This is a genomic window from Asaia krungthepensis NRIC 0535 (assembly GCF_025995175.1).
In the GTDB taxonomy this organism is placed as follows: domain Bacteria; phylum Pseudomonadota; class Alphaproteobacteria; order Acetobacterales; family Acetobacteraceae; genus Asaia; species Asaia krungthepensis.
In genome coordinates, this window is the sequence record NZ_BAPV01000004.1 from 307,368 (window position 1) to 329,517 (window position 22,150).

The 22,150-nt window shown below is 59.6% G+C and carries 24 protein-coding genes and 1 other RNA gene; 12 read left to right on the top strand and 13 right to left on the bottom strand.

Features of this window, described 5'->3' with window-relative positions; genetic code table 11:
* Nucleotides 1–9 precede the first annotated feature (9 nt).
* Nucleotides 10–1,185 (bottom strand): MFS transporter, encoded by a 1,176-nt coding sequence (locus AA0535_RS03880; RefSeq protein WP_264814577.1) that lies wholly within the window; start codon nt 1,183–1,185, stop codon nt 10–12.
* Between the two features lie 85 nt (nt 1,186–1,270).
* On the opposite strand from AA0535_RS03880, the gene AA0535_RS03885 reads away from it, so the two are divergent.
* The 3 genes from AA0535_RS03885 (at nt 1,271) to AA0535_RS03895 (ending at nt 3,998) form a co-directional block, all read left to right on the top strand.
* Nucleotides 1,271–1,648, top strand: coding sequence for a nuclear transport factor 2 family protein (locus tag AA0535_RS03885; RefSeq protein WP_264814578.1), 378 nt, complete (start codon nt 1,271–1,273; stop codon nt 1,646–1,648).
* A gap of 84 nt (nt 1,649–1,732) precedes the next feature.
* A complete protein-coding gene (gene dps, locus AA0535_RS03890; RefSeq protein ID WP_264814579.1) occupies nt 1,733–2,269 on the top strand; it encodes a DNA starvation/stationary phase protection protein Dps in 537 nt (178 codons plus the stop codon).
* Between the two features lie 295 nt (nt 2,270–2,564).
* Nucleotides 2,565–3,998 carry a calcium-binding protein gene (locus AA0535_RS03895; protein WP_264814580.1) on the top strand — a complete coding sequence of 478 codons (1,434 nt, stop codon included), beginning with the start codon at nt 2,565–2,567 and terminating at the stop codon, nt 3,996–3,998.
* A gap of 118 nt (nt 3,999–4,116) precedes the next feature.
* Here the strand turns inward: AA0535_RS03895 and AA0535_RS03900 are convergent, their stop codons facing one another.
* The 4 genes from AA0535_RS03900 to ahpC form a co-directional block, all read right to left on the bottom strand.
* Complete coding sequence (locus AA0535_RS03900) at nt 4,117–5,190, bottom strand: aldo/keto reductase (RefSeq protein ID WP_306310214.1); 1,074 nt, start codon at nt 5,188–5,190, stop codon at nt 4,117–4,119.
* Nucleotides 5,191–5,239: 49 nt separating this feature from the next.
* Nucleotides 5,240–6,352 carry a DNA topoisomerase IB gene (locus tag AA0535_RS03905; RefSeq protein WP_264814581.1) on the bottom strand — a complete coding sequence of 371 codons (1,113 nt, stop codon included), beginning with the start codon at nt 6,350–6,352 and terminating at the stop codon, nt 5,240–5,242.
* A 103-nt stretch (nt 6,353–6,455) separates the two neighbouring features.
* Nucleotides 6,456–8,015 carry an alkyl hydroperoxide reductase subunit F gene (gene ahpF, locus AA0535_RS03910; protein WP_264814582.1) on the bottom strand — a complete coding sequence of 520 codons (1,560 nt, stop codon included), beginning with the start codon at nt 8,013–8,015 and terminating at the stop codon, nt 6,456–6,458.
* 83 nt (nt 8,016–8,098) lie between these two features.
* A complete protein-coding gene (gene ahpC, locus AA0535_RS03915; RefSeq protein ID WP_127100560.1) occupies nt 8,099–8,662 on the bottom strand; it encodes an alkyl hydroperoxide reductase subunit C in 564 nt (187 codons plus the stop codon).
* A gap of 144 nt (nt 8,663–8,806) precedes the next feature.
* On the opposite strand from ahpC, the gene AA0535_RS03920 reads away from it, so the two are divergent.
* Nucleotides 8,807–9,748, top strand: coding sequence for a hydrogen peroxide-inducible genes activator (locus AA0535_RS03920; protein WP_264814722.1), 942 nt, complete (start codon nt 8,807–8,809; stop codon nt 9,746–9,748).
* Between the two features lie 104 nt (nt 9,749–9,852).
* On the opposite strand, the gene AA0535_RS03925 is transcribed toward AA0535_RS03920, so the two are convergent.
* Both AA0535_RS03925 and AA0535_RS03930 read right to left on the bottom strand, forming a co-directional pair.
* Complete coding sequence (locus AA0535_RS03925; protein WP_264814583.1) at nt 9,853–10,467, bottom strand: transglycosylase SLT domain-containing protein; 615 nt, start codon at nt 10,465–10,467, stop codon at nt 9,853–9,855.
* A 72-nt stretch (nt 10,468–10,539) separates the two neighbouring features.
* Nucleotides 10,540–10,755 (bottom strand): hypothetical protein, encoded by a 216-nt coding sequence (locus AA0535_RS03930; RefSeq protein WP_264814584.1) that lies wholly within the window; start codon nt 10,753–10,755, stop codon nt 10,540–10,542.
* 140 nt (nt 10,756–10,895) lie between these two features.
* Between AA0535_RS03930 and AA0535_RS03935 the strand changes: the two genes are divergently transcribed.
* Complete coding sequence (locus AA0535_RS03935) at nt 10,896–11,231, top strand: hypothetical protein (RefSeq protein ID WP_264814585.1); 336 nt, start codon at nt 10,896–10,898, stop codon at nt 11,229–11,231.
* A gap of 29 nt (nt 11,232–11,260) precedes the next feature.
* On the opposite strand, the gene AA0535_RS03940 is transcribed toward AA0535_RS03935, so the two are convergent.
* Nucleotides 11,261–11,512 carry a hypothetical protein gene (locus AA0535_RS03940; RefSeq protein WP_264814586.1) on the bottom strand — a complete coding sequence of 84 codons (252 nt, stop codon included), beginning with the start codon at nt 11,510–11,512 and terminating at the stop codon, nt 11,261–11,263.
* 4 nt (nt 11,513–11,516) lie between these two features.
* Complete coding sequence (gene thyX / locus AA0535_RS03945; protein ID WP_264814587.1) at nt 11,517–12,425, bottom strand: FAD-dependent thymidylate synthase; 909 nt, start codon at nt 12,423–12,425, stop codon at nt 11,517–11,519.
* A 181-nt stretch (nt 12,426–12,606) separates the two neighbouring features.
* Here thyX and ssrA point away from each other — a divergent pair.
* Nucleotides 12,607–12,939, top strand: a transfer-messenger RNA (tmRNA) gene (ssrA, locus tag AA0535_RS03950).
* Nucleotides 12,940–13,100: 161 nt separating this feature from the next.
* Nucleotides 13,101–13,625: an SspB family protein gene (locus AA0535_RS03955; protein ID WP_264814588.1), complete on the top strand. Its 525-nt coding sequence runs from the start codon at nt 13,101–13,103 to the stop codon at nt 13,623–13,625.
* A gap of 165 nt (nt 13,626–13,790) precedes the next feature.
* On the opposite strand, the gene AA0535_RS03960 is transcribed toward AA0535_RS03955, so the two are convergent.
* Complete coding sequence (locus AA0535_RS03960) at nt 13,791–14,321, bottom strand: TetR/AcrR family transcriptional regulator (RefSeq protein WP_264814589.1); 531 nt, start codon at nt 14,319–14,321, stop codon at nt 13,791–13,793.
* 104 nt (nt 14,322–14,425) lie between these two features.
* Between AA0535_RS03960 and AA0535_RS03965 the strand changes: the two genes are divergently transcribed.
* The 3 genes from AA0535_RS03965 to AA0535_RS03975 are packed head-to-tail and all read left to right on the top strand — an operon-like array spanning nt 14,426 to nt 16,534.
* Nucleotides 14,426–14,992 (top strand): hydrolase, encoded by a 567-nt coding sequence (locus AA0535_RS03965; RefSeq protein ID WP_264814590.1) that lies wholly within the window; start codon nt 14,426–14,428, stop codon nt 14,990–14,992.
* A gap of 38 nt (nt 14,993–15,030) precedes the next feature.
* Nucleotides 15,031–16,113, top strand: a complete 1,083-nt coding sequence (locus tag AA0535_RS03970) for an AbrB family transcriptional regulator (protein ID WP_264814591.1) — start codon at nt 15,031–15,033, stop codon at nt 16,111–16,113.
* A 28-nt stretch (nt 16,114–16,141) separates the two neighbouring features.
* A complete protein-coding gene (locus AA0535_RS03975; RefSeq protein ID WP_127100577.1) occupies nt 16,142–16,534 on the top strand; it encodes a VOC family protein in 393 nt (130 codons plus the stop codon).
* Between the two features lie 334 nt (nt 16,535–16,868).
* Here the strand turns inward: AA0535_RS03975 and AA0535_RS03980 are convergent, their stop codons facing one another.
* Nucleotides 16,869–17,093 carry a hypothetical protein gene (locus tag AA0535_RS03980; RefSeq protein ID WP_264814592.1) on the bottom strand — a complete coding sequence of 75 codons (225 nt, stop codon included), beginning with the start codon at nt 17,091–17,093 and terminating at the stop codon, nt 16,869–16,871.
* A gap of 356 nt (nt 17,094–17,449) precedes the next feature.
* On the opposite strand from AA0535_RS03980, the gene AA0535_RS03985 reads away from it, so the two are divergent.
* Nucleotides 17,450–19,483, top strand: coding sequence for a Hint domain-containing protein (locus AA0535_RS03985; protein WP_264814593.1), 2,034 nt, complete (start codon nt 17,450–17,452; stop codon nt 19,481–19,483).
* Between the two features lie 62 nt (nt 19,484–19,545).
* On the opposite strand, the gene AA0535_RS03990 is transcribed toward AA0535_RS03985, so the two are convergent.
* On the bottom strand, nt 19,546–20,163 hold the full coding sequence (locus tag AA0535_RS03990) for a YceI family protein (protein ID WP_264814594.1): 618 nt from the start codon (nt 20,161–20,163) through the stop codon (nt 19,546–19,548).
* A gap of 29 nt (nt 20,164–20,192) precedes the next feature.
* Nucleotides 20,193–20,804 (bottom strand): FMN-dependent NADH-azoreductase, encoded by a 612-nt coding sequence (locus tag AA0535_RS03995; RefSeq protein WP_127100586.1) that lies wholly within the window; start codon nt 20,802–20,804, stop codon nt 20,193–20,195.
* 159 nt (nt 20,805–20,963) lie between these two features.
* On the opposite strand from AA0535_RS03995, the gene AA0535_RS04000 reads away from it, so the two are divergent.
* Complete coding sequence (locus tag AA0535_RS04000) at nt 20,964–21,956, top strand: LysR family transcriptional regulator (protein ID WP_264814595.1); 993 nt, start codon at nt 20,964–20,966, stop codon at nt 21,954–21,956.
* Nucleotides 21,957–22,150: the final 194 nt, after the last annotated feature.

Consider the following 22,150-nt stretch of genomic DNA (forward strand, 5'->3'; position numbering starts at 1 on the left):
CCCCCTTTTTCATACCCTCGGTATGTTGTTCTTCTTGGTCTTGAACTCGTCAGCGATGCTGAGGACGTAAATGCCGAATCCCCCCAGCGACAAGGCAAGCCCGACCCAGCCGACCGAGGTCCAGCCAAGCCCCGCCGAAATCGCCAGCCCCCCAAGCCAGGGGCCAACAGCATTGGCAATATTGAAGGCGCTCTGATTGAGGGCGGCAGCCAGTCCTTCCGCCCCTACGGCAACAGTGAGCAAACGCGCTTGTACCACCGTTGCAAGTCCGCCGCTGGCCCCGATCATGAACACGTTGATCGCAAGGGGAACGAATTTATGCGCGGCTTCAGGAAATCCAGCCATGGCGGCCGCACCCATCAGCAGGACACCAGCCAGTGTCGGCATCATCTTGTGGTCCGCCAGCCAGGCACAGACCAGCGTACCGATGGTCATGCCCACACCGAACACGGCAAGCATGATCGGCACATAGGATTCAGGCACCTGGGTAACATTGATCATGATCGAGGCAAGATAGGTGTAAACGCAAAAGACGCTGCCAAAACCCACCGCACCGATCGCAAGGGTCAGCCACACCTGCTTGATCTTGAGCGCCGTGAACTCGTTGAGAATGCTGGCATCCTTGCGAGGTGTGTCCTTGGGCGCGAAGATGCTCAGGAGCAGCGCCGTGCACAGGGCGAGGAATGCGATAAGGGCGAACGCCCAGCGCCATCCGACGATCTGGCCAATTCCGTTGGCCAGCGGCACACCGCCGATGGTGGCGATGGTCAGCCCAAGAATGACTCGTCCCACTGCCTGGGACCGCTTGTTGGGCGGCACAAGGGACGAGGCCAGAATACCCGCAATCCCGAAATAGGCACCGTGCGGCAAACCGCTGATGAAGCGGCAGGCAAGGAAGAGCAGATAATTCGGGGCAATCGCACTCACGCCATTCCCCAGCATGTAGAGGAGCATCATGCTGATCAGCATCGTGCGACGGCTCACGCCAGCGCTGAACAGGGCAATGGTCGGCGCGCCCACGCAAACGCCAGCCGCATAGAGCACGATGGCATGACCGGCTTCCGGATCGCTCACACCGAAGCTGTGTGCAATCATCGGCACCAGACTCATCGCTGCGAATTCAGCCGTGCCGATTGCAAAGGCCCCGAGGCCAAGACTAAAAAATATGATGCGTATGTCGCGCATCGATCGCGCCAGATCCCCGGATCCCAAGCCGCTCATGCCACCCCCAGCAAGTCTGTAGAATTTTCTCGTGAATAAGGGCGCGCCCATGACTTTCACCGCATATCCCGAGACGATCTCTGCCCTTACTCTTGCCTCGGACCAATATGAAGAGGCCCTGGCCCAAAATGATGTGGGCCGCCTCGATTCCCTGTTCAGCAATGACCCGAATGTGATCCGCCTGGGAGCGACGGAGAATTTGTTCGGCCCTGAAGAGATCGCCGCTTTCCGGCGCGGTCGCACCGGTGGGGCGCCGCCGAGGGAACGCATCAGACGCGACATTGCCGCTCTTGGCCCCGATGCGGGTTGCGTCACGATTCTCTTTCGTAACCTGCGCACGGGTCAGACCGGTCGGCAGTCCCAAACATGGCGACGCGAGGGCGATCAGTGGAAGGTGCTGATCGCTCATGTGTCTTTCATTGTCTGAGGGCGCAACCCCGCCCATATCAAGAGCGTTCTGAAGTCATCGCTTTCTGCGAATGTCCGACAGCAAAAACGCAAGGGTAATATCATGGCCACGAAAAACGCGATGCACACGACACAGAATGCTCTGAAGTCCAACGCGAAAACAGTGTCGATCGAGACACTGAACGCACGTCTGGCTGACCTGATCGATCTCGCTCTCATCACCAAGCAGGCTCACTGGAACCTGAAGGGGCCGCAGTTCATCGGCGTCCATGAGATGCTCGACGGATTCCGCGACAGCGTGGACGATCTGGTGGACAAGGTCGCCGAGCGCGCCGTGCAACTGGGCGGCACCGCCTATGGTACCGTTCAGGATGTCTCGAAAAACTCGGCCTGCACGCCCTATCCAACGGACGTGTACAAGATAGCCGATCACATCTCTGCCCTGATCGATCGCTATGCGACGGTGGCCAATAACGTTCGCGAGTCCATCGACGTCACAGACGAAGCTGGCGATGCCGATACTGCCGACCTTTTCACCGAAGCGTCGCGCGCACTCGACAAGCATCTTTGGTTCCTCGAGGCCCATACGCAGGAACCCACTGGGCAGATGCGTGATGGCGACCATACAGGCGCCCGCTGAGCGCTCTTCCTTATAGGGAGAAACTATAAAAGCCCTGTCGCCATGTGCAGCAGGGCTTTTATTTTATGTGCTCCATGCGGCATCCGGGGCTCTGTGCATTGATTTATATCGTTATTTCATTTCGAATCCGAACGTATATGTCGTTATATTATCGTTTTATCGGGATTAACGATACAATTTGCGAATTTATCGATATGAAACTTAAATTAACGTAACTAGAGTTTTCATGATCCGCTCTTTAACGGCACAACGCTCTTAGCCGCCCCAGGCTGTGTTGCCGGAGAGTGCCCCGCCCATGAGCATTGTAACGATCGTCGGAACATCCGGTACTGCCATCCATGTCACGGTTGGTGGAGGTCGGGCGCAGGCGCTTGCCGAGACCTATGCGCAGCAGATGAACGACGCGTACAAGCAGAACCAGCTGACAACCGTTCTGCTTTCCGAGGGGAATGCTGTCGCCAGCGCCGGAACAGGATCGCTTCTTGAAGGGTTCGTGACGACAGGGGGCAGTTTCGCGCCTGTAGGATCATTCGACTTCATCGGTGCAGGATCCTGGCTCAACTCCCATGCTGGCAGCCAAAGCGTATTGCTCGATGAGGCCGTGACCATCAACGGTGCAGGGCTGTCCAGCAGCGATACGCTCTCCATTCTCGGCGGGAGCACAATTGGACTGACCTATGAAGCGGGTAGCGCCCCGAAGGGCAGCTTCCTGGGCGTGAGCGGCGATAATTTCTTCAACGGTAATAACCAGAGCGCCAGCTGGACCATCGTGACCGCCGCGGGAAATGACACGATCATGGCCACCAACGGCACGAATGACATCAATGCCGGAGCAGGCAACAATGTCATCACGCTTGGTCAGGGCATCAACAGCGTTGTTTCCGAAGGTCAGGATACCATCACTGGCGAAGAGGGCGGCGTTACCGAACTCACGCTCTCCGGTGGCAATTCTCTGGTTTCGCTGGGCAGCAACAGCCATGTCAGCGATAACGCCACGATTGGTAGCATCATCAGCCTCGGCAATGACAGCACGGTCCAGGCGGGACAGGGATCGACTATTCATTTCACCGGGGCAAACGGCACCGTGATGAACGCATCGAATGACACCGTCTCCGCTGTTGGTGACCTGACCGTTCTTCACGGAAGCGACCAGACTCTCAGCGTCGGCGGAGCGCTGAAATTCATCGCAGGGACCGGTAACAGCGTCATTACTGCTGATCAGTCCACCTTGTGGGGCGCTGATGGCCTCAGCGCCCGGTTGTCGATCGGTGACAATGCCCTCTGGACCGGAAATCAGACCGGGGCGCAGAGCAACGAGATGATCGACGCCTCTTCCTCCGCGGGATCGCTGGAAGCCTGGACCGGAGCGGGCGACCAGACAATCATCGGTGGACAGGGGGCGGACCATTTCGTGTTCGGCACCGAGTATTCGGGTAATTCAGGCGCAACCTATGCGACGGTGACAGGGGGAAGCGGGGCGGCCAACAGTTTTGGCGTGCTGGCCGGTCATACGGCGGGCGACATCACCATCACGGATTTCTCGGCCGTCAACGGCAACAAGTTTTTCCTCTATAATTACAAACCGTCCGACGCCGAAGCAGCGATCAAAGACCTGCTGGCAACCGCGACGGTACAGGGCGGCAATACGTCCGTCATGCTGGACAACAACATGAAGGTCACATTCACCGGGGTGACCGATCTCAAGGCGAGCAGCTTCGAAATCAGCTAACAGCGCCCCCGGAGAGCGCCGGGGTCAAGAAAGGGTAGACACCTGAAGGCGGGGCCTCCCTGAACCCTGTTGTCGAACTCCCCCGATGCTGAAGAAAGCCTCACCGTGCCCACGGTGTCTAGCGGTTGACCAGTGCCATGTTGGTTTCATTGTAGCGCTTCCCGGTGACCCGATCGGAAGACAGCGCACTATCGAGTGCCGCCATGTCTGACTGATCGAGTCTCACACTCAGTGCTCCAATATTGTCATCGAGATAGGACTGACGTTTCGTTCCCGGGATAGGCACGATATCGGGCCCCTTGGCGAGCAGCCACGCGAGAGCAATCTGGGCGGGGGTGGCGTGATGCCGGGTCGCCATAACCCCGACGACTTCTGCCGCCTTCTGGTTCGCGTTGAAATTCGCGCCCTGAAACCGGGGATCCGTGTGGCGGAAATCGGTCGCCGGATATTCCTCGGCCGGTTTGGCCGTGCCTGTAAGAAAGCCACGTCCCAACGGGCTGAAAGGAACGAAGCCGATGCCCAGTTCGCGAAGCACTGGCAGGATATCGACTTCCACATTACGCTCCCAAAGCGAGTACTCGCTTTGGAGCGCGGTAATCGGCTGGACTGCATGCGCCTCGCGTATTGCTGTCGCCCCGGCCTCAGAAAGGCCGAAATGAAGAACCTTTCCTTCCTCGATCAGTCTGGACACGGTTCCGGCAACCTCCGCCATGGGGACCGAGGGGTCGACGCGATGCTGATAGAGCAGGTCAATCCTGTCCGTCTGCAAACGGCGTAGCGACGCTTCAACGACCTCCCGAATATGGTCCGGATGGCTGTTGACCCCGGCGGATTTGCCATTTTCGATACGGAATCCGAATTTCGTCGCCAGAGTGAGTGCGCCGCGACGCGATGAGAGGGCGCGACCGAGCAGCTCCTCATTTGCAAAAGGGCCATAAACCTCGGCGGTATCGAAAAACGTAATCCCCCGCTCGATAGCCCGGTCGAGCGTGGCAAGGCTCTCGCGTTCATCAGCCTCACCGTAAGACTGGCTCATTCCCATGCAGCCTAGCCCCAGCGCCGACACACGTAAGCCCGATGACCCAAGAACGCGATATTCCATGCCTCTCTCCTCTCCCTTCTGACCGGGGCCCAGACGTCGCCCTGCCAGGGGGCGTATTAGCGCGCCAAAGGCCAGCCGAACGGTCGCCATGCTCTGAGCCGCGCCGGTATTTTCAGGGGAAATTAAAGCCCGCAGGGCTTCAGGGTTTCTTCTGCCTGCCCGGGGGCTTCGCCGGCTTCTCCAGCAGACGAGTGAGATACCCCACCATCATGGCCTCATCGGCACTCAGCGAGGTGCGCCCGGTTTCCTGCTCCAGCAGGTCCTCCGCCTGTCGGGCGAAGGCCTTGCGCAGGCTTCCATCGAGATAACCCGTCAGGATTTGGGGGTGGATGTAACATTTGCGACAGACACTTGGCGTGTTGCCCAATCGCGCCGCCACCTGCTCGATGGTCCGCAGGATGTTTTTCTTCGCACGGGCCCGGGTATCGCCCTCTTCGAGGCTGGCCAGAGTCAGGGCTGCCAAATGCGTGGCGGCCCAGGTTCGAAAGTCCTTGGCCGTGATTTCCTCGCCGCTGATCTCCTGCAGATAGGCATTCACGTCATGAGAGTGGATCTCGTGGCGCTCTCCCTCATCATCGACGTACTGGAAAAGCTTTTGACCCGGCAGGTCCTGAAGCCGGGAAATCACGCGCACCAGCTTGGGGTCACGCACGTCCAGATGCGCCTCGATGCCGTGCTTGCCCCTGAAATCGAGGGCAAGCCTGCCGCCCTCGACGGTCGCATGACGATGGCGCAGCGTCGTCAGACCGAAACTGCGGTTTTCCTTTGCGTAGGTTTCATTGCCGATACGCGCCATGGTGCGCTCCATCAGCCTGACCACAGCGGCAAGTACGCGGGTTCGATCGAGATGCGGGTGGCGCAGATCCTCATCCACACGCTGCCTTATGAGAGGCAGCTTGTCACCGAAGACGAGCATGCGGGCGAATTTGTCTTCATCGCGCACAAGACGCCAACGGGGATGGTAACGATATTGCAGCCTGCCGCGACTATCCTTGCCGACGGCCTGCAGATGCCCTTTCGGGTTGGGGCAGATCCATACATCCCGATAGGCAGGCGGGATCGCCAGACCCTTGATACGATTCAGGCTCTCGGGAGTGGTAATCCGCTCGCCGTCAGGCGTGCGATAGAAGAAACCACGACCGGCCCGATGCCGTGTGATGCCCGGGCGGGAACGATCCACATAGGTCAACCGGGCAGATCGGGCGTGATCGCGTGCCTCCTGTTCGGCACTGCTCATCGTCGGATTATCCATCGCGCGCTCCCTCCCGATCCCCTCGTATGGGGAGGAAAAAGCGCAACAGGGACAGAAGGGTTCCCCCTCCTGCCCCTGCCCGGCAACCTAATGATATCCGGCCTTATTCTGCCGGCAGACGGATAAGATAGTCGAAGGCCGAAAGCGCACTCTTCGCCCCCTCGCCGACGGCAATGACGATCTGCTTGTAGGGCGTCGTCGTGGCGTCACCGGCCGCAAAGACGCCAGGCACGGAGGTCGCGCCATGATCATCGACCTTGATCTCGCCGAAATCATTCAGCGCGAGCGTGTTCCGCAGCCATTCGGTGTTGGGCAGCAGACCGATCTGGACGAATACCCCTTCGAGGTCGATCCTGTGATCCTTGCCGTCGCCACCGCGATAGGTCAGCCCGTTGACCTTGCTGCCATCACCCTCGATGCGCGTGGTCAGGGCCTCGGTCAGAACCGTCACGTTCGGCAGACTGCGCAGCTTGTCCTGCAGCACCTTGTCGGCCTTCAGCTTCGAGCTGCGCTGCAATAGCGTCACATGGCCGACGATACCTGCCAGATCGATGGCCGCCTCAACGCCACTATTGCCCCCACCGGCCACGGCAACGCGCTTGCCCTTGTAGAACGGGCCATCGCAATGCGGGCAATAGGCCACGCCCTTGGTGCGATACTGCTCCTCACCCGGCACGCCGAGCTGACGCCAGTGAGCGCCGGTTGTCAGAATAACCGTGCGGCTATGCAGGATGGCGCCGCTCTCCAGGGCAATGCCATGCAGCCCACCCGGTCGTGCGGCAGGAAACAGCTCCTTGGCGCGCTGGCCCGAGATGATCTCCACGTCATAGCTGCGCACATGGGCCTCGAGCTGGGCCGAGAGCTTGGGGCCCTCGGTTTCCTTGATCGAAATGAAGTTCTCGATCCCCGCCGTATCCATGACCTGACCGCCGAAACGATCGGCCACGAGCCCCGTGCGCAGTCCCTTGCGCGCCGCATAGATGGCGGCAGAGGCACCGGCAGGGCCGCTGCCGATGATCAGTACATCGAAGGCAGGCATGTCTTTCAGGCGCTCGGCCGCACGACGCGGCGCATCGTCATCCAGCTTGGCGAGGATCTGGTTCACATCCATGCGCCCGGAGCCAAAGGCCATGCCATTCAGATAGATCTGGGGCACGGTCATGATGTTCTTGGAGGCCACTTCCTCCTGGAACAAAGCGCCGTCGATCGTCGTCACATTGATCGCAGGATTGATCACGCTCATGGCGTTCAGCGCCTGCACCACATCAGGGCAGTTCTGGCACGACAGCGAGACGAAGATCTCGAAGCGAAACTCACCCGCCAGCCCCTTGATCTGCTCGGCAATTGCCGGCTCGATTTTCGGTGGATGGCCACCCGCCTGAAGCAATGCCAGCACGAAGGAAGTGAATTCATGCCCCATAGGAATGGCAGCAAAATTCACGCCATGTCGGCTGTCGCCACGACGGATCAGGAAGGACGGACGACGCTCGCTGACACCCTCTTCCGAATAGGTCACTTTATCGGAAAGGGCAGCAACTTCCTGGAGGAGTTCACCCGTCTCCCGCGCTTTCGCGCTCCCGTCGAGGGAAGCTTCAAGCACGACCGGGTGGCCCAGATTGCCGAGATAGGTCGAAAGCTGTGACTTGATGGGGTCCTGCAACATCAGGCTGATCCTGCTCTTTCCGATAAACTGCGCCGGACGATCCCGGCGGGGTTGGCCCGGCAGAAAAGCCGGGCCAGACGACCTCAGATCTTGCCGATCAGGTCGAGCGACGGGGACAGGGTGGCTTCACCCTCTTTCCACTTCGCGGGGCAGACTTCACCCGGATGCGAGGCCACATACTGCGCTGCGCGGATCTTCTCGATCAGCTCGGCAGCCGAGCGGCCGACGCCACCGGAAGTCACTTCGATGTACTGGATCTTGCCTTCCGGATCGATCAGGAACGTGCCGCGATCGGCCATGCCTGCTTCCTCGATCATGACATCGAAATTGCGGCTGATCGTGCCTGTCGGGTCAGCCAGCATGACGTACTGGATCTTGCCGATGGCCGGCGACGTGTCGTGCCAGGCCTTGTGGGTGAAGTGCTTGTCAGTGGAAACAGAGTAGATCTCGACGCCGAGCTGCTTGAAGGTGGCGTAATTCTCGGCCAGGTCTTCGAGTTCGGTCGGGCAGACGAAGGTGAAGTCGGCAGGATAGAAGAAAAAGACGGACCACTTTCCCTTCACATCCGCTTCCGACACCTTGATGAACTTGCCATCATGATAGGCATCGGTCTCGAAAGGCTTCACGGTCGAATTGATGCGTGGCATGTCATATGCTCCCTGGTTCACATCGCTGTTTGATGACGGGCTCGTTGTCCCATGAACACGAACGCCTCGGAAATCGTTTCTGTCAATGGGTGATATAGGCATAACCGTTTTTACCCACGTCACGGATTGGTCCTATCTATGTCCATGACCTATATTCCTCTCTCCGGCCTCTCCCTTCGCGATATCGAATATGTGGTAGCTGTCGATGATCTGCGTAATTTCTCGCGGGCCGCCGAGCGATGCGGCGTGAGCCAGGCGGGATTGTCAGAGCAGGTTCGCAAGCTCGAGCTGCTGCTCGATGTGACCCTGTTCGAGCGCTCACGGCGCCATGTCGCGCCCACCCCCGACGGGATCCGCCTTATTGCCATGGGCCGGGAGGTTCTGGCCTCTGCACGCGCCATGATCGAGGCGGCGCGTGCGCGCACGGGCCCGCTGGAAGGGCTGCTGCGTATCGGGGTCATCGCAACGCTCGGCCCCTATTATGTGCCGAGTCTTCTGCCTCTGCTGCGCCGGGCCTATCCCGAGCTGAAACTTCAGCTGACGGAAAGCCTGACCCAGAGCATGCTGTCACGCCTGCGGCAGAACGAGCTGGATCTCGTTTTTGCGGCTCTTCCCGTCCCGGGCGAAAGCTTCGAGACCTTTCCGCTCTTTGAGGAACCCTTTCTCGCCGTTTTCCCGCGCAGCCATCCCCTTGCCGCCCGCGAGACGCTGACGATGCAGGATCTGGCTGCCGATCACGATGAAAACGGATTGCTGCTGCTGGAAGACGGGCATTGCCTTCGCGATCAGGCGCTTGCCGTATGCGGCATGATGCCGGCCCGGGACCAGCAGCGTCTGGCGACCAGTCTGGAGATGCTCTGGCACATGATTGGTGCGGGAGAGGGGTATTCCCTGATTCCCCAGCTTGCGCTCAGGAATCGTGCTGAATGGGACGAACTTGTGGTGACGCGCCCCATGGCCCCCGCCAGTCGGCAGATCGGTCTGGTCTGGCGCAGTTCCGATCCTCGTGGCCCCGCATTCCGTGACTTCGCGGCTTTTCTGGCCGAGAATATTCCGGAAGGTTGCCTGCCACCGGGCGCTGGCTGAGCCGCATCGTTCTCGCTATCGGGATGACCTCGAGCGAGGCGCGATAGAACCTCCGGAGGAGCGCCGCAGCACAAGGCGCCCCGCTCACGACCTGCTGAGAGCAATCAGAACAACCAGCTCCAGAAGCCCTTGTCCTTCAGGTCGTTTTCGCAGCTCGCATATTGAGCGGCATAGACATTCGACCGCGCACCTACCTTGCGTGCGACCGTCATGAGCCAGCCCTTGCTGGCATAGGAGCGCTTGCGATATCCGCCCCAGCCTTCATGATAGGCCAGATATTGCCTCATTCCGTCCGTCACAGGCACATGGGCCTGTCTCTTCGTGCTGGTGATATACCAGTTGATGAAATCGAGTGAGTCGGCGAAACTCTCCCGGCTGGCGCTCGTGTCGGTGGCGCGCTGGTAATCCTGCCAGATTTCGTCCTTGGCCTGCGGATAGCCATAGGCGGTGGTAATGTACCCCCAGGGGATGAACCAGAGAATATAGGTCCGCTTCGTGTGCAGATTACTGTGGAAGCCGGATTCCTGGTACATGATGGCCATGGGAACAGAAAACGGGACGTTCCACTTCTTCTCCTGCCGGAGCGCTGCGTGATACCAGCCCCGCTTCTCATGGAGTACGGAGCAGATATCGTCAGGATGAGCAGGAGGCGTTGGCGTGCAGGCTGCCAGTAGTACGCCAGCAGGAGCGAAGGATGAAATCAGCTTTCCGACAGACACTCTCGCCCCAGTTCCTGACACCCGAATGGCCAGTGCAGGCCATTCCGGTCCGGCGAGGGACGATACGACCTGTCAGCCTTCGAGTTTGACATCCCCGGCCCATTCATCGCGCGGGATCAGGGACAAATCGGCTGCGCAGGTCCCGACCATATAGCGATCGGCATCCCAGGACCAGATTTCAGGTGCGTTTGCCGGCTCTGCGCCACCATAGGTCGGCAGGGAAAATGAGAGCCCGACCGATCCGGTCTTGATGGCCTCGTAAAGACTGTCGAGCGTCGGATACATCATGAGCAGAGTGACCTTTTCCAGGTGAACCGGTTATTGAATTCCGGGTTGGAGGCAAAACCGGCGAGCCCGGTCGCGGTTTCTGCCTGTGGGCGCTTCATGCCCGTCACTTTTCCGACAGATTTGAGGGGGCTCGTTGCGACATGATATCCACTGGATCAGCCCTGCACCCTTCCCCCGTTACCGACGAGAGCGAGCGGCAGCGTCGGCTCAATCTCCTGATCGCACGGCTGCCGGCAAAGCTGCAGCGCCTGACACGGTGGCTTCTCACCCCCTCGCACTGGTGGGTGAGAATACCGGCCGGCGTGCTCTTCATGGTGGGAGGCTGTCTGGCATTCCTGCCTGTACTCGGGCTGTGGATGCTGCCTCTGGGATTTTTCCTGCTCGCCGAGGATATCCCGCTGCTGCGGCGCCTGAGCGGCCGCCTTCTTGCCTGGATCGAACACCGCCACCCAGGCTGGATGGGCCTCAGGACCTGAACACTGCCTCTGCCGCGAGCAGTGGCGCCTCAGTGCACTGGCGAAGCGGCGTCCCTGCCGGGCGTGGCCCCTGATTTCACACAGGCTTCCTGCTGGGTGCCCGGATGACCCGAGCATTGCGGCAGGGCCGTCGAGGCAGGAATCGGCCAGAACAACCGGATCCCGAGCGAGATGAGCACCAGCACACCCGCGACGATTGCCCAGGGCATGATGGATGGGAGTTTCCTGGGGGGCTCGGGGTCCGGAACCCCGTCCTCCATCAGGCGGCGCATGTCATTCAAGATTTCAGCCCTCTTGCAGAACGGCCTGCATCTCTTCCCATTCGCGCTTGCTGAGCCCTGATTCCGGCTGCGTCACCGCCTCACCCGCCAATTGGCGGCGTAGCACGGCCAGCATGCCCGATGAGAAGGTGAAGGCCCCGAGACGATATTCTTCGAAAGCAGAAGCCGTGATGGGTACCCAGGCGCGCAGCACGTCGAGCATGGCCTCGGCATAAACGCGAATCTCGTACTGGGCGTGGCTGTCGGCGCGCAGGCTCAGGAAATGCAGCAGGTTGTGAAGATCGATCTTCCAGTACCACTGTGTGTAGGTGTTGAGCGTCAGGTTCATGCGCGCCAGTTCGCGCGCCAGACCATACCCCTCGGGGTCGAGCATCGTCTCGTAATTGTCGTAACAACGCGCTGCGTCCTGACGCAGCAGATCGAGCACTTCAGCGGCCTTCTCGGGAGAAAGTGCCTCGGCGCGGCCCTGGCGGTTCGACACGCTCTGTGCAGATACCTGCTCGGGATCGGGCAGGTAGAATTCTCGGTCCAGAATCGAATAGCGTGCCGAGTATTCGTTCACATTCGCCATGCGATGACGGATCCATTGACGCGCCACAAAAACGGGCAGCTTCACATGGAACTTGATCTCGCACATCTCGAACGGAGTCGAATGGCGATGCCGCATCAGATAGCGGATCAGCCCCGTATCCTCGGAGACCTTCTTGGTGCCGCGCCCGTAGGAAACGCGTGCAGCCTGCACGATGGCCCCGTCATCGCCCATGTAATCGACAACACGGACGAATCCATGGTCGAGCAGTTCGATGGGGGTGAAGAGAATCGCCTCCAGGGCAGGCACGGTCGGCCGGCTCGTCTGGGAGGGCGTGAGGCGGGAAGCGTCGATCTCGGCGCGTTGTTCTGGTGTCAGCGGCATGGGCCGAGGCTTATCACAGGACAGCCCCGGAAGACACCAGCACTTCGTGTTACGGGATGATTCGGGCCCCATGCATCCACCCTCCACCCAAGAGCCCGCAAGGTGAATCGCCTGCATGGTCCATCGCGATTGCCCGGACTTGGAACGCTTCGCGCGCCGCATTTACCCCGAGGCCGGGCAGCCCCTTGCCGTAAAAGCGGCGAGCGCCTATATGCATCGGTGCCGGAGGGCTTGCCCTTGGCTATGGCGATAAACGGTAAGTGGAATAATCGTTACGGACCCGGGGGCAGTGCCCGGCGTCTCCACCATTCCTTTCCGAGGGCCCTGCCCAACGGAAAGTCAGGGGACGAAACAGGCTCGACGTGCGTGGTAAAGACTTGCCTTTTGCCCGGCATTGTACCGCCGTTATCGGGCTAAATCACAAGTGCCAATGATAACACAAAGGTGCTCGCTGTCGCTGCATAAGCGATAAGCGCGGTTCGGGAGGGCACCGGGCAACAGAAGCCCTCCCACTTCATTCATCCCCCATCCTCAGAAACGCCGGCGCAGGCGCTCGGGCATTTCTCGCCCGCACATCGAAGGCTCGGGGTACTGTCTTCCGACACGAGCCCTTGCCATGGGCCCTGAATCGTCGCATCCCTGAATGATCAGTGTCTCGAAAATGGATCGATTAGAATGAGCGATGATCAGGGTGACGGCATGGATCACGAACTGCCAGAAAGCCTGCTGCCCTACGATGAATGGGTGGAAGACGCTTATCGTGAAGTCATGCTGCGCGCGCTCGATTACGCCAGCACGGAAGGTCTCCCGGGCGAGCACCATTTCTATCTCACCTTCCTGACCGATTATCCCGGCGTCATCATTCCCGATCGTCTGCGCGCGCAATACCCGCATGACATGACGATCGTGCTGCAGCACCAGTTCTGGGATCTAAGGGTTGATCGCGAGGCCATGACGGTGTCGGTCGGTCTCTCCTTTGGCGGAATCGGCAGCGTCCTTGTGATTCCCTTCGCCGCGATCACTGCCTTCGCTGATCCCCATATCCGTATGGCGCTGCGCTTCACCGTCGAGCCGGGCGAGATGACCGCCGAGGTCGATGAGGCAGAGGCCACGGCTGAGGACGAGAACGCATCCACACAGACTGGCAGCGAGGATGGTCAGGTTGTCAGCCTGGACGCCTTCCGCAAGCGTCCGCACTGATCTGATCCACCTTCCTTGGCCTGACATCGCCACGCCCCGATTTCAGGTTCTTTTTCGGCGCGAACGGGCAGAGAAACCCGTTCATGCCATGCCGCTTGAAAGTCTTTCTCAAGTCGCGCATCGACCCGGGTCCGGCCTTGCGGTCGCGACGTGCGGATCGCGAGGTCAGGAGCCCTTCAGAAGCCTCAGAACTACCTGACGCAATTCCTTCTCGATCTCCCCACCCAGCGGGCCCGTCACGAGTTGCGGCGCAAGCTTCAGGACGTGAAGCATCACAACGCCTCGTGCTGGTGCCGTTTCAGATTTGTCGGGTGTTACGCGCTCGAGAATACGCACCACGCGCTGCAGAAACTGGCTACGCCATTGCGCTGTGTAATGCTCGGCATCGGGGCGCGATGCCATAAGCATGGTCGTCACATCGCGCTCTTCACGTTTTTCCAGCCAGGCGTTCATCAGGCGTTCGGCGGCGTCGTCGAGAGCCCCGGGCCCGAGTTCCTCATACAGGCGATCGAGCAGATCGAGACGATCCTCGATGAACCGCTCCAGCAGCGTGATGGCAATACTCTCTCTTGTCGGGAAGAAACGATAGAGCGACCCTATGGCCGTCCCCGAGCGCGCGGCGATTTCCGTCATGGTCGCACCCTCGACACCTTTCTCGGCAAAGAGAGAGGACGCCGCATCAAGAATCAGGGCCACGCGCTCCCGGCCACGCTGCCTCTTCGGGGCGATGGTATTTGACTTATGCGAGGATTTCCTCGCATAACTGGGCAGTGACGTTTCCATCGATGAAAGGCTCTCCCATGCTCACTCTCGATCCCAAAACGACGGCGCTCGTCCTGATCGATCTCCAGAGCGGCATATTGTCCCTGCCTGTAACGCCTCATTCAAGTCAGGAAGTGCTCGCCAAGGGCAGGAAACTTGCGCAAACCGCTCGCGCCGCAGGAGTCTGCGTTGCGCTCGTTCATGTCGGCTTCGCGCCCGATTTCGCGGATGCCCCACCCCATAATGTCGATTCCCCCCTCTCCACCGCCACTGCGCTGCCTTCCGATTGGAGCGATCTGGCGCCCGGCTTGCAGCAGGAGGGCGATCTCGTGATCCTCAAGCGCCAATGGGGCGCCTTCACGGGAACGGATCTCGACCTGCAACTGCGTCGCCGCGGTGTCAGGACCATCGTTCTGGCCGGTATCGCCACGAATTTCGGCGTTGAGTCGACGCTGCGCCATGCCTGGGAGCTTGGCTATGATGTGGTGGTCCCTGAAGATGCCTGCACCTCGCTCAACAAGGAGATGCATGAGATGACGATCACCCATGTATTCCCCCGACTGTGCCGCGTGACGACCACGCAGGATATCGGGTTCTCGGCTTGAGCTGAGGAGGGATCGACGCTGGTGGAAAGGCAGGGGCCATGAAGAATGCGATACGTATCCTCGTCATTCTCACGCTGCTCTCGGCCGTGCTCGCCGAAGGACTGCTTGTTGCCGGTCTGCCTGCGGCCCTGCTGATCGGCCCGATGATTGCGGCCATCATCGTTGCGGTCTCGGGAGGCAGCATACCGCTCGACAGGCGCCTGCCACCCCTTGCCCAGTCGATCATCGGCCAGTTGATGGCCCATTCCCTGACACTTCGCGTCCTGCGCGAGGTAGTCAGCCATTGGGCCATTTTTCTCGGAGGGGTGTTTTCGGTCATTCTGATCAGCTTCTCTCTGGGCTGGGTCCTCGCCCGGCTGCGCGTCATGCCCGGCAGCGTCGCGCTCTGGGGCTCGTCCCCCGGTGCCGCAACCGCCATGACGCTCCTCTGCGAGTCCTATGGTGCCGATCAGCGCCTCGTGGCGTTCATGGTCTATCTGCGCGTCTTTCTTGTCACGATCGCCACCTCGATCGTCTCGCATATCGTGGTGTCCTCGCATGGGGCGCATCCACTTTTCCCTACCGACCTACATCTGCCGATCTGGCCGTGTTTCATCATCGTGGCGCTCACAGCAGTCATTACCCCCTTCCTGCGTCTGGGTGCCGCGCCGCTTCTGGTCAGTCTGGCGCTGGGGGTGCTGTGCCAGAGCTTTCTGGGGCTCCGCTATACCTTGCCCGAATGGATGCTGGCCCCGAGCTATGTGATCATCGGCTGGATGATCGGCCGACGCTTCACCCGTGACGTACTGGGCCACGTCTGGCGCGCCCTGCCAGCCGTCACGCTCTCGACATGCGTGCTCATTGCAGGATGCGCGCTCCTGTCCTGGCCGCTGGCGCGGATCGCTCATGTGGATCTGCTGAGCGCCTATCTGGCCACCAGCCCCGGCGGCGCGGACTCGATCGCCATCATCGCCGCCTCGACACCCATCGATGTGCCTTTTGTCATGGCCATGCAGATCGCGCGCTTCATGGTGCTGATCGCAGTGGCCCCAATGATCGCCACATCGCTCATGCGCTTCCTGCCGGGTGAGAGAGCGGAGGTCTCTAGTCAGGCGGGGCGGAACACTGATACTGAACAGTGAGGCCCCTGTCAGCGAAAGTCCGGACCTCATGCGTTTTACCGTCGATCGCCTCGACCATATCGTTCTCACGGTTCGTGACCGCGCCCTTTCCGCCAACTGGTATCAGCGCGTTCTGGGGATGGAAATCGAGGAATATGGCCGCAACAACCGCGTCTCGCTTTCTTTTGGCGGCCAGAAGATCAATCTGCGCCCGCTGGACTCAGAAGGCTGGACCACAGCCGGGAAAGCGGCTCCGGGGGTAAGCGATCTGTGCTTCACCACGGCAATCGATTCGGAAAATATCATACGCCATCTGGAAAAATGCGGCGTGGCCATCATCGAGGGACCGGTGAACCGTATCGGAGCGCTCGGGCCGATCACTTCGGTCTATATTCATGACCCGGATCAGAACCTCATCGAGATCGCCTCTTATCAGGGCTGAACGCCCCGGCGCTGGAAGATCGAGTCAGGATCAGACACTCCCCGAAGCGCGTTTTCGCGTGCGCCAGGTCCTCCAACCGATTGCGTGCGGATCGGCCCGATCCGGTCAGGGTCATACAAGATGATAACCGTCTGGCGGTTCTGATCGGACCGCGTCTAGCGTGCGGCCTGCTTCCTCAATCGCCTCAAGGTATGTTTCCTCGAAGTCTGCAAGCAGCCCTCCCGGGTGACAGCTTGGCTCTCTCGGAAGGGCTATGAGGACGCGCGCAATCCCTCGGCATCACGAGAGCGGACAAGCCGGCCTCCGGGAAATCCCGCTCACGCGCGCCTCGAAGTTACCAGTTTTTACTGATCAGCCAGAACTCTTCTGACGTCAGCGTCACAAGACCGCCCCCGGGCAGGGTCGTTTCTGCAGCGGCGCTGGCGAGCGCTTCAATACGCTCGACCATGATAGTCTTGCGCTGATGAGTCTCGGACTGCTCCTTGACCTGCCCCAACGCGGTCAGAGCAGATTTTGAAGCTTTGGCAACGCGGAGTGCGTCGAGAGCAGCGTAGGACATGCAAGTTTCTCCGATGTTTCGCTGCCTCCTTCTAAAGCAGTTGCCGGAGATTTGCATTCTCTGACGTCGATAGAGAAACTTCCGACTCTTCATAAAAAAACAAGGCAATATTATATAATAATAGTTTCATAACAAAAAATGTTATAGAAAATTTACCATATAAATTTATAAAACAACAATATTTACGTTTGACAAACATATACAAAATTTATCTATGCTTCTCCCATATGTCGCATTACCGATAATATATCGCGTTATTCGATATATGTTGCGGATTTTCCTTTTTTCTTCTGTCTATTTTGTTTCTTTATTAAAAACATAACGACAGCTGCCACACATATTCCGGATGGATATTCATGACCACAAAAATCAGCGGGGTTTGGTCCGCAGTGAGTATGAACGGTGCAACCGTTTTTCAGAGCAACAACACCAGTCTGCTTCCTCCTGTGGAATTGGCCGTCGGGACCACGGTCTACATCAAGAATGGCGCCGTGGTTTCCGGATTGAACAGCTACGCGGTCAACATCTATGTCTCGAGTGGCGGCATGCTCGCGGACAGCACAATCATTGACGGTGGTCTCACGACTTATGCGGGCGGCGCAACAAGTGGGAATTTTCTCAATTCCATTCCCACCAATATTTACTCTGGCGGTACATCGCTGAACGATACCTGGTACAACAGCGGATACGGTGAGGACGGAATCAATATTCTTTCCGGGGCTACCGTCGGCGACATTACCTGCGGCAATGGGGCTGTCATCAATATCCAGAAGGGCGTGACCATTCAGGGGGACGTCACTGTAAGCTCGGGAGGCAACCTGACCACCTATGCCGGTTTCGGCCGCGAGGTCATCATCCCCGATGTACCGGCCCCCTCGACGGGTACCAGACTTCAAGGTGTCTGGTCGGCTGTGAAGATGGGGAATGCTACAGTCTATCTCAGCAATAATACCATAGTTCGCGCACCCGTAGCGCTGGCCAACGGTGCGACAATCTATGTGCAGAGCGGCGCTGTCGCGTCCAATCTCTCGGGATATGCGGTCAATATCTACGTATCAAACGGGGGAACACTCACCCATTCCTACATTCGTGACGGCGGCTTCACGGTCTATAATGGAGGAACCTCGAGCGAGAACCTGTTTGATTCCATCCCGACCAACATCTATCCGGGTGGCCATTCCATCAACGACACCTGGTACAACACGATCTATGGTCAGGATCCTGCCCTGATTCACAGTGGCGCCATTGTCGATAATCCGCAGATCGGCTCCGGTGGAGCCATGTCAGGTGCATGGGGAGCCATCATCAACACACCTGCCGTCGCAAACGGGGGCGTTCTCTGGGCCAATCACACGACAGTAACGGCGTGCTTCCTGAGGGGGACGCTGATTCAGACAGAACATGGCGAGGTTCCGGTCGACAAGCTTCAGCCGGGCGACCCGATCGCCTGTGTCACACCTGACGGAATTGTCTATCGTCCGGCCCGATCAATCGAGCGCGAGCAGAACATGCTGCAGCCGCATCTTCCGGTCGATCAGTCGGGTTATCCCGTGCGGATTTGCGCAGGCGCGTTGAGCGATAACACGCCGCATACAGATCTGCTCGTGACGGCTGAGCACTGCCTCCTTCTGGAAGGCAAATTCGTGCCGGTCCGCATGCTCGTCAATGACCGCACGATCACCTACGATACGACACGTCCCGTTTACGATTACTACCATATCGAGCTCGAAGAGCATGCGATCATCATCGCCAATGGCGTCGAGACCGAGAGTTTTCTCGACACAGGTGAGGCGATGCGCTTCGCAACTCTACGCCAAGCCCCAGCCGGGAAGACCTGGAAGACAGATGGTGCGGCGCCTCTCGAAACCGGACGGGAGGCCATCGAGCCACTTTATCGCAAAATCGCCGAGCGCGCTTCCGAACTGTTTGGTGTGCATCTGGCAGGCTTGCGCCAGATCTCGCATGATTCCCGTCTGACATTGGCTACGGACAAGGGCGATTTGCTCAAGCCTTTGCGCTGGAACGGGCAGATTTGCGTGTTCCGTCTGCCGCCCGGAGTCGCGTCAGTGCGGATCATCTCCCGTACCGGACGCCCCTGCGACAGCATCGGTCCGTTTGTAGACGATCGACGCCGACTTGGGGTCAAGATCGCTGAGATCATGCATTATTCGCCCAGAGCTTCCGTCTCTCTCACCAGCCATTTACAGAACCCGGTCATGGAAGGATGGCACGAGATCGAGGGAGGGCCGAGCCGCTGGACCGACGGCATGGGGCACTTGTCGCTCGATACCAACGCCAGCCTCGAAACCTCGCTTCTGTCCTTGAAAATCGAGGAAACGCCAGGATACGTCGAAGCGATAGCTGATCCTGACTGCGCTATGGCGGGATAAGATTGCCCCACCCCGGGATGGCGGCCAGTGCGGCCATCCCGGAGGCGATTGTCGTTACGAGTTCAGGAGGCTTTTTCGAAAGCGCCGGCGATGTGCAGCGTTACCTGGTCGCCCACCAGCGGCACATAACGCGAAACGCCGAACGCGCTGCGTGAAATTACCGCGCTGCCTTCGAACCCGACCGTTTCCTTCTTGTCGAGCGGGTTAACGCCGCTCCCGATCAGACGTGCCTTGAAGGTGACGGGCTTGGTCACGCCATGAAGGGTCAAATCGCCCGTGATCGTCGCCATGCTGCTTCCGGCGCGCGTGACGCGTGTCGAGACGAAATGGGCCGTGGGGAATTTCTCGGCGTCGAACCAGTCTGCGGATTTCAGCTCGCCATCGAGCTTGCCCACAGTAGTCTGAACCGAGGCGATGGGCAGGGTGACATCCAGCTTCGTCGCGTCGATATGCGCCGGATCGAGGGTCAACGTGCCTGAGGCCTGCGAGAAAAAGCCTGAAAAATTGGTGAAGCCCATATGCAGGAGCGTGAACTCGACCTGGGTATGATAGGGCTCGATGCTGTAACTGCCCGCCTGAACCGCCTTGGGGTCAGGCGTGCCGCCCTTCTGCGCGTGAGCGTGCGGGACAGAGACGAGAGCCGCGAAAAGGGCGGCGCTGGCGAGAATGGTCTTGTTCATGGAAAAGAGCTCCTTCGTTTCGAACTGGGTCAGAGTGTCAACGCAGCAATATCGGCCTTGGCCGCACTCATGGCCGCATCACGGGCCTCTGCGCCTCGGCTCAGTCCCTCAGCGCGGATCCAGGTTATGTCGCGCAGTCCGATGAAGCTAAATACAGCCGTCATGTAGGGCTCCTGATGGTCCATCGGCGCTGCCGGAGTGCCCGGCGTATAATTGCCGCCGCGGGTCGAGATCAGAACCGCCTTCTTGCCCCCGGGCACCAGCCCCTCGGGACCGTTCTCACCATAGCGGAAGGTCTTGCCCGCTACCGCGATACGGTCGATCCAGTTCTTGAGCTGAACAGGAACGGTAAAATTGTACATCGGCGCGCCGATCACCACGATATCGGCGGCGAGAAGTTCCTCCACATGGGCGTTGCCTCGCGCAAGATCGGCCTGGATTGCCTCATCGGTCACCTCCGCGCCGAAACGCGCGGCCACATGACCGGCCGAAAGATCCGGGATCGGATGAGCGGCCAGATCGTGATAGGTGATCTCGGCTTCGGGATGGGCTGCCTTGAGATGGGCGATGGTCTCGGCCGTCAGGGCACGGCTGGCAGAATTGTCACCGAGAATGCTGGAATCGATATGAAGGATTTTCATGACGGGCGCTCTCTGTTTAAGGGCCTAATAGGGGAGCAGGAAAACCGCGTGATAGGGCGTCAACCTGCTGTTCCCGCATACCGTCCCATACGTTAACCCATCTCGACACTCGATATCTTCCGATGGATAGTATCGCTCTGGACTATGGATGGGGGGATCATGCTGGACCGGATTTCGCTCGATCAGCTCCGTGTTTTCATCGCGGCAGCCGATGATGGCAGCTTTTCTGCAGCAGCCAGGCGCTTTCGACGCTCCCAGCCTGCGATCAGCGAAATGATCGCGACACTGGAATCCCAGATGGGCGTGGCCCTGTTCGACCGTATGGGGCGCTATCCCCAATTGACAAAGGCGGGCCAGACCCTGCTTGCCGATGCGCGCGGCATCGTCATGGGCGTCGATCACATGAAGGCGCGTGCCTATGGCATGGCATCGGGCATCGAGCCCGAGCTTTCCGTGGTGGTGGATGTCTTCTTTCCCATGGACCGAATGACCCGCGTGGCGCGCGGATTTCGCGAGACCTTTCCCCAGACGCCGCTGCGTCTCTATGTCGAGGCGCTGGGCGGGGTCTTTCAGCCTATTCTCGAGTCACGCGCCCAGATCGGCATTGCAGGCCCCCTGCCCGATCTGCCCGATGCCCTTTCCTCGGAGGCGCTGGGTGACATCCGATTCATGATGGTGGCCTCGGCGGAGCATCCCCTTGCCCGTCATGACGGCCCGATCCCCAAGGAAGAACTGGCGCGCCACGTGCAACTGGTCCTGACCGACCGGACCGATCTTTCCGCGGGGCGCGAGCGCGGTATCTTCTCACCCGCCACATGGCGTCTGGCCGACCTGTATGCGAAGCATCATTTTCTTCTTGGCGGGCTTGGCTGGGGCGGCATGCCGGTGCACAGCATCAGCGCCGATCTCGAAGCGGGTCGTCTGGTGGAACTGCAAATGGATGGGTTCACGCCCGGCGGTTCGGCCATGCCCATGACGGTGGTCTACCCTACGGCAGAGCCCCCCGGCCCGGCAGGACGCTGGCTGATCGATCACCTCAAGCTCTGCCCGGGGCGACATGGCATGACCGGACCCGATACGGGCCATGCGCCTCCGGAGCCGCAAGTCGCTCAGACAATGTGCCGGTCCAGACAACCGGCCCTGTCACAGTAGCGCCCGGGCGTATTGAGCCGATGTAACGCGTATCGCGCCGGGCCAGAACGAGGACAAAACTCCGAGGCGCGAATACGGAAGGCATACGGGCATACGCCGCTGCCTGCACAGGTTCCTGCCGCAGCAGCACAGCCCGATGACGGCCCCATAGCAAAACGCCTGATTTAGTCTGGCATTGACGGGCGGTTCTGGCC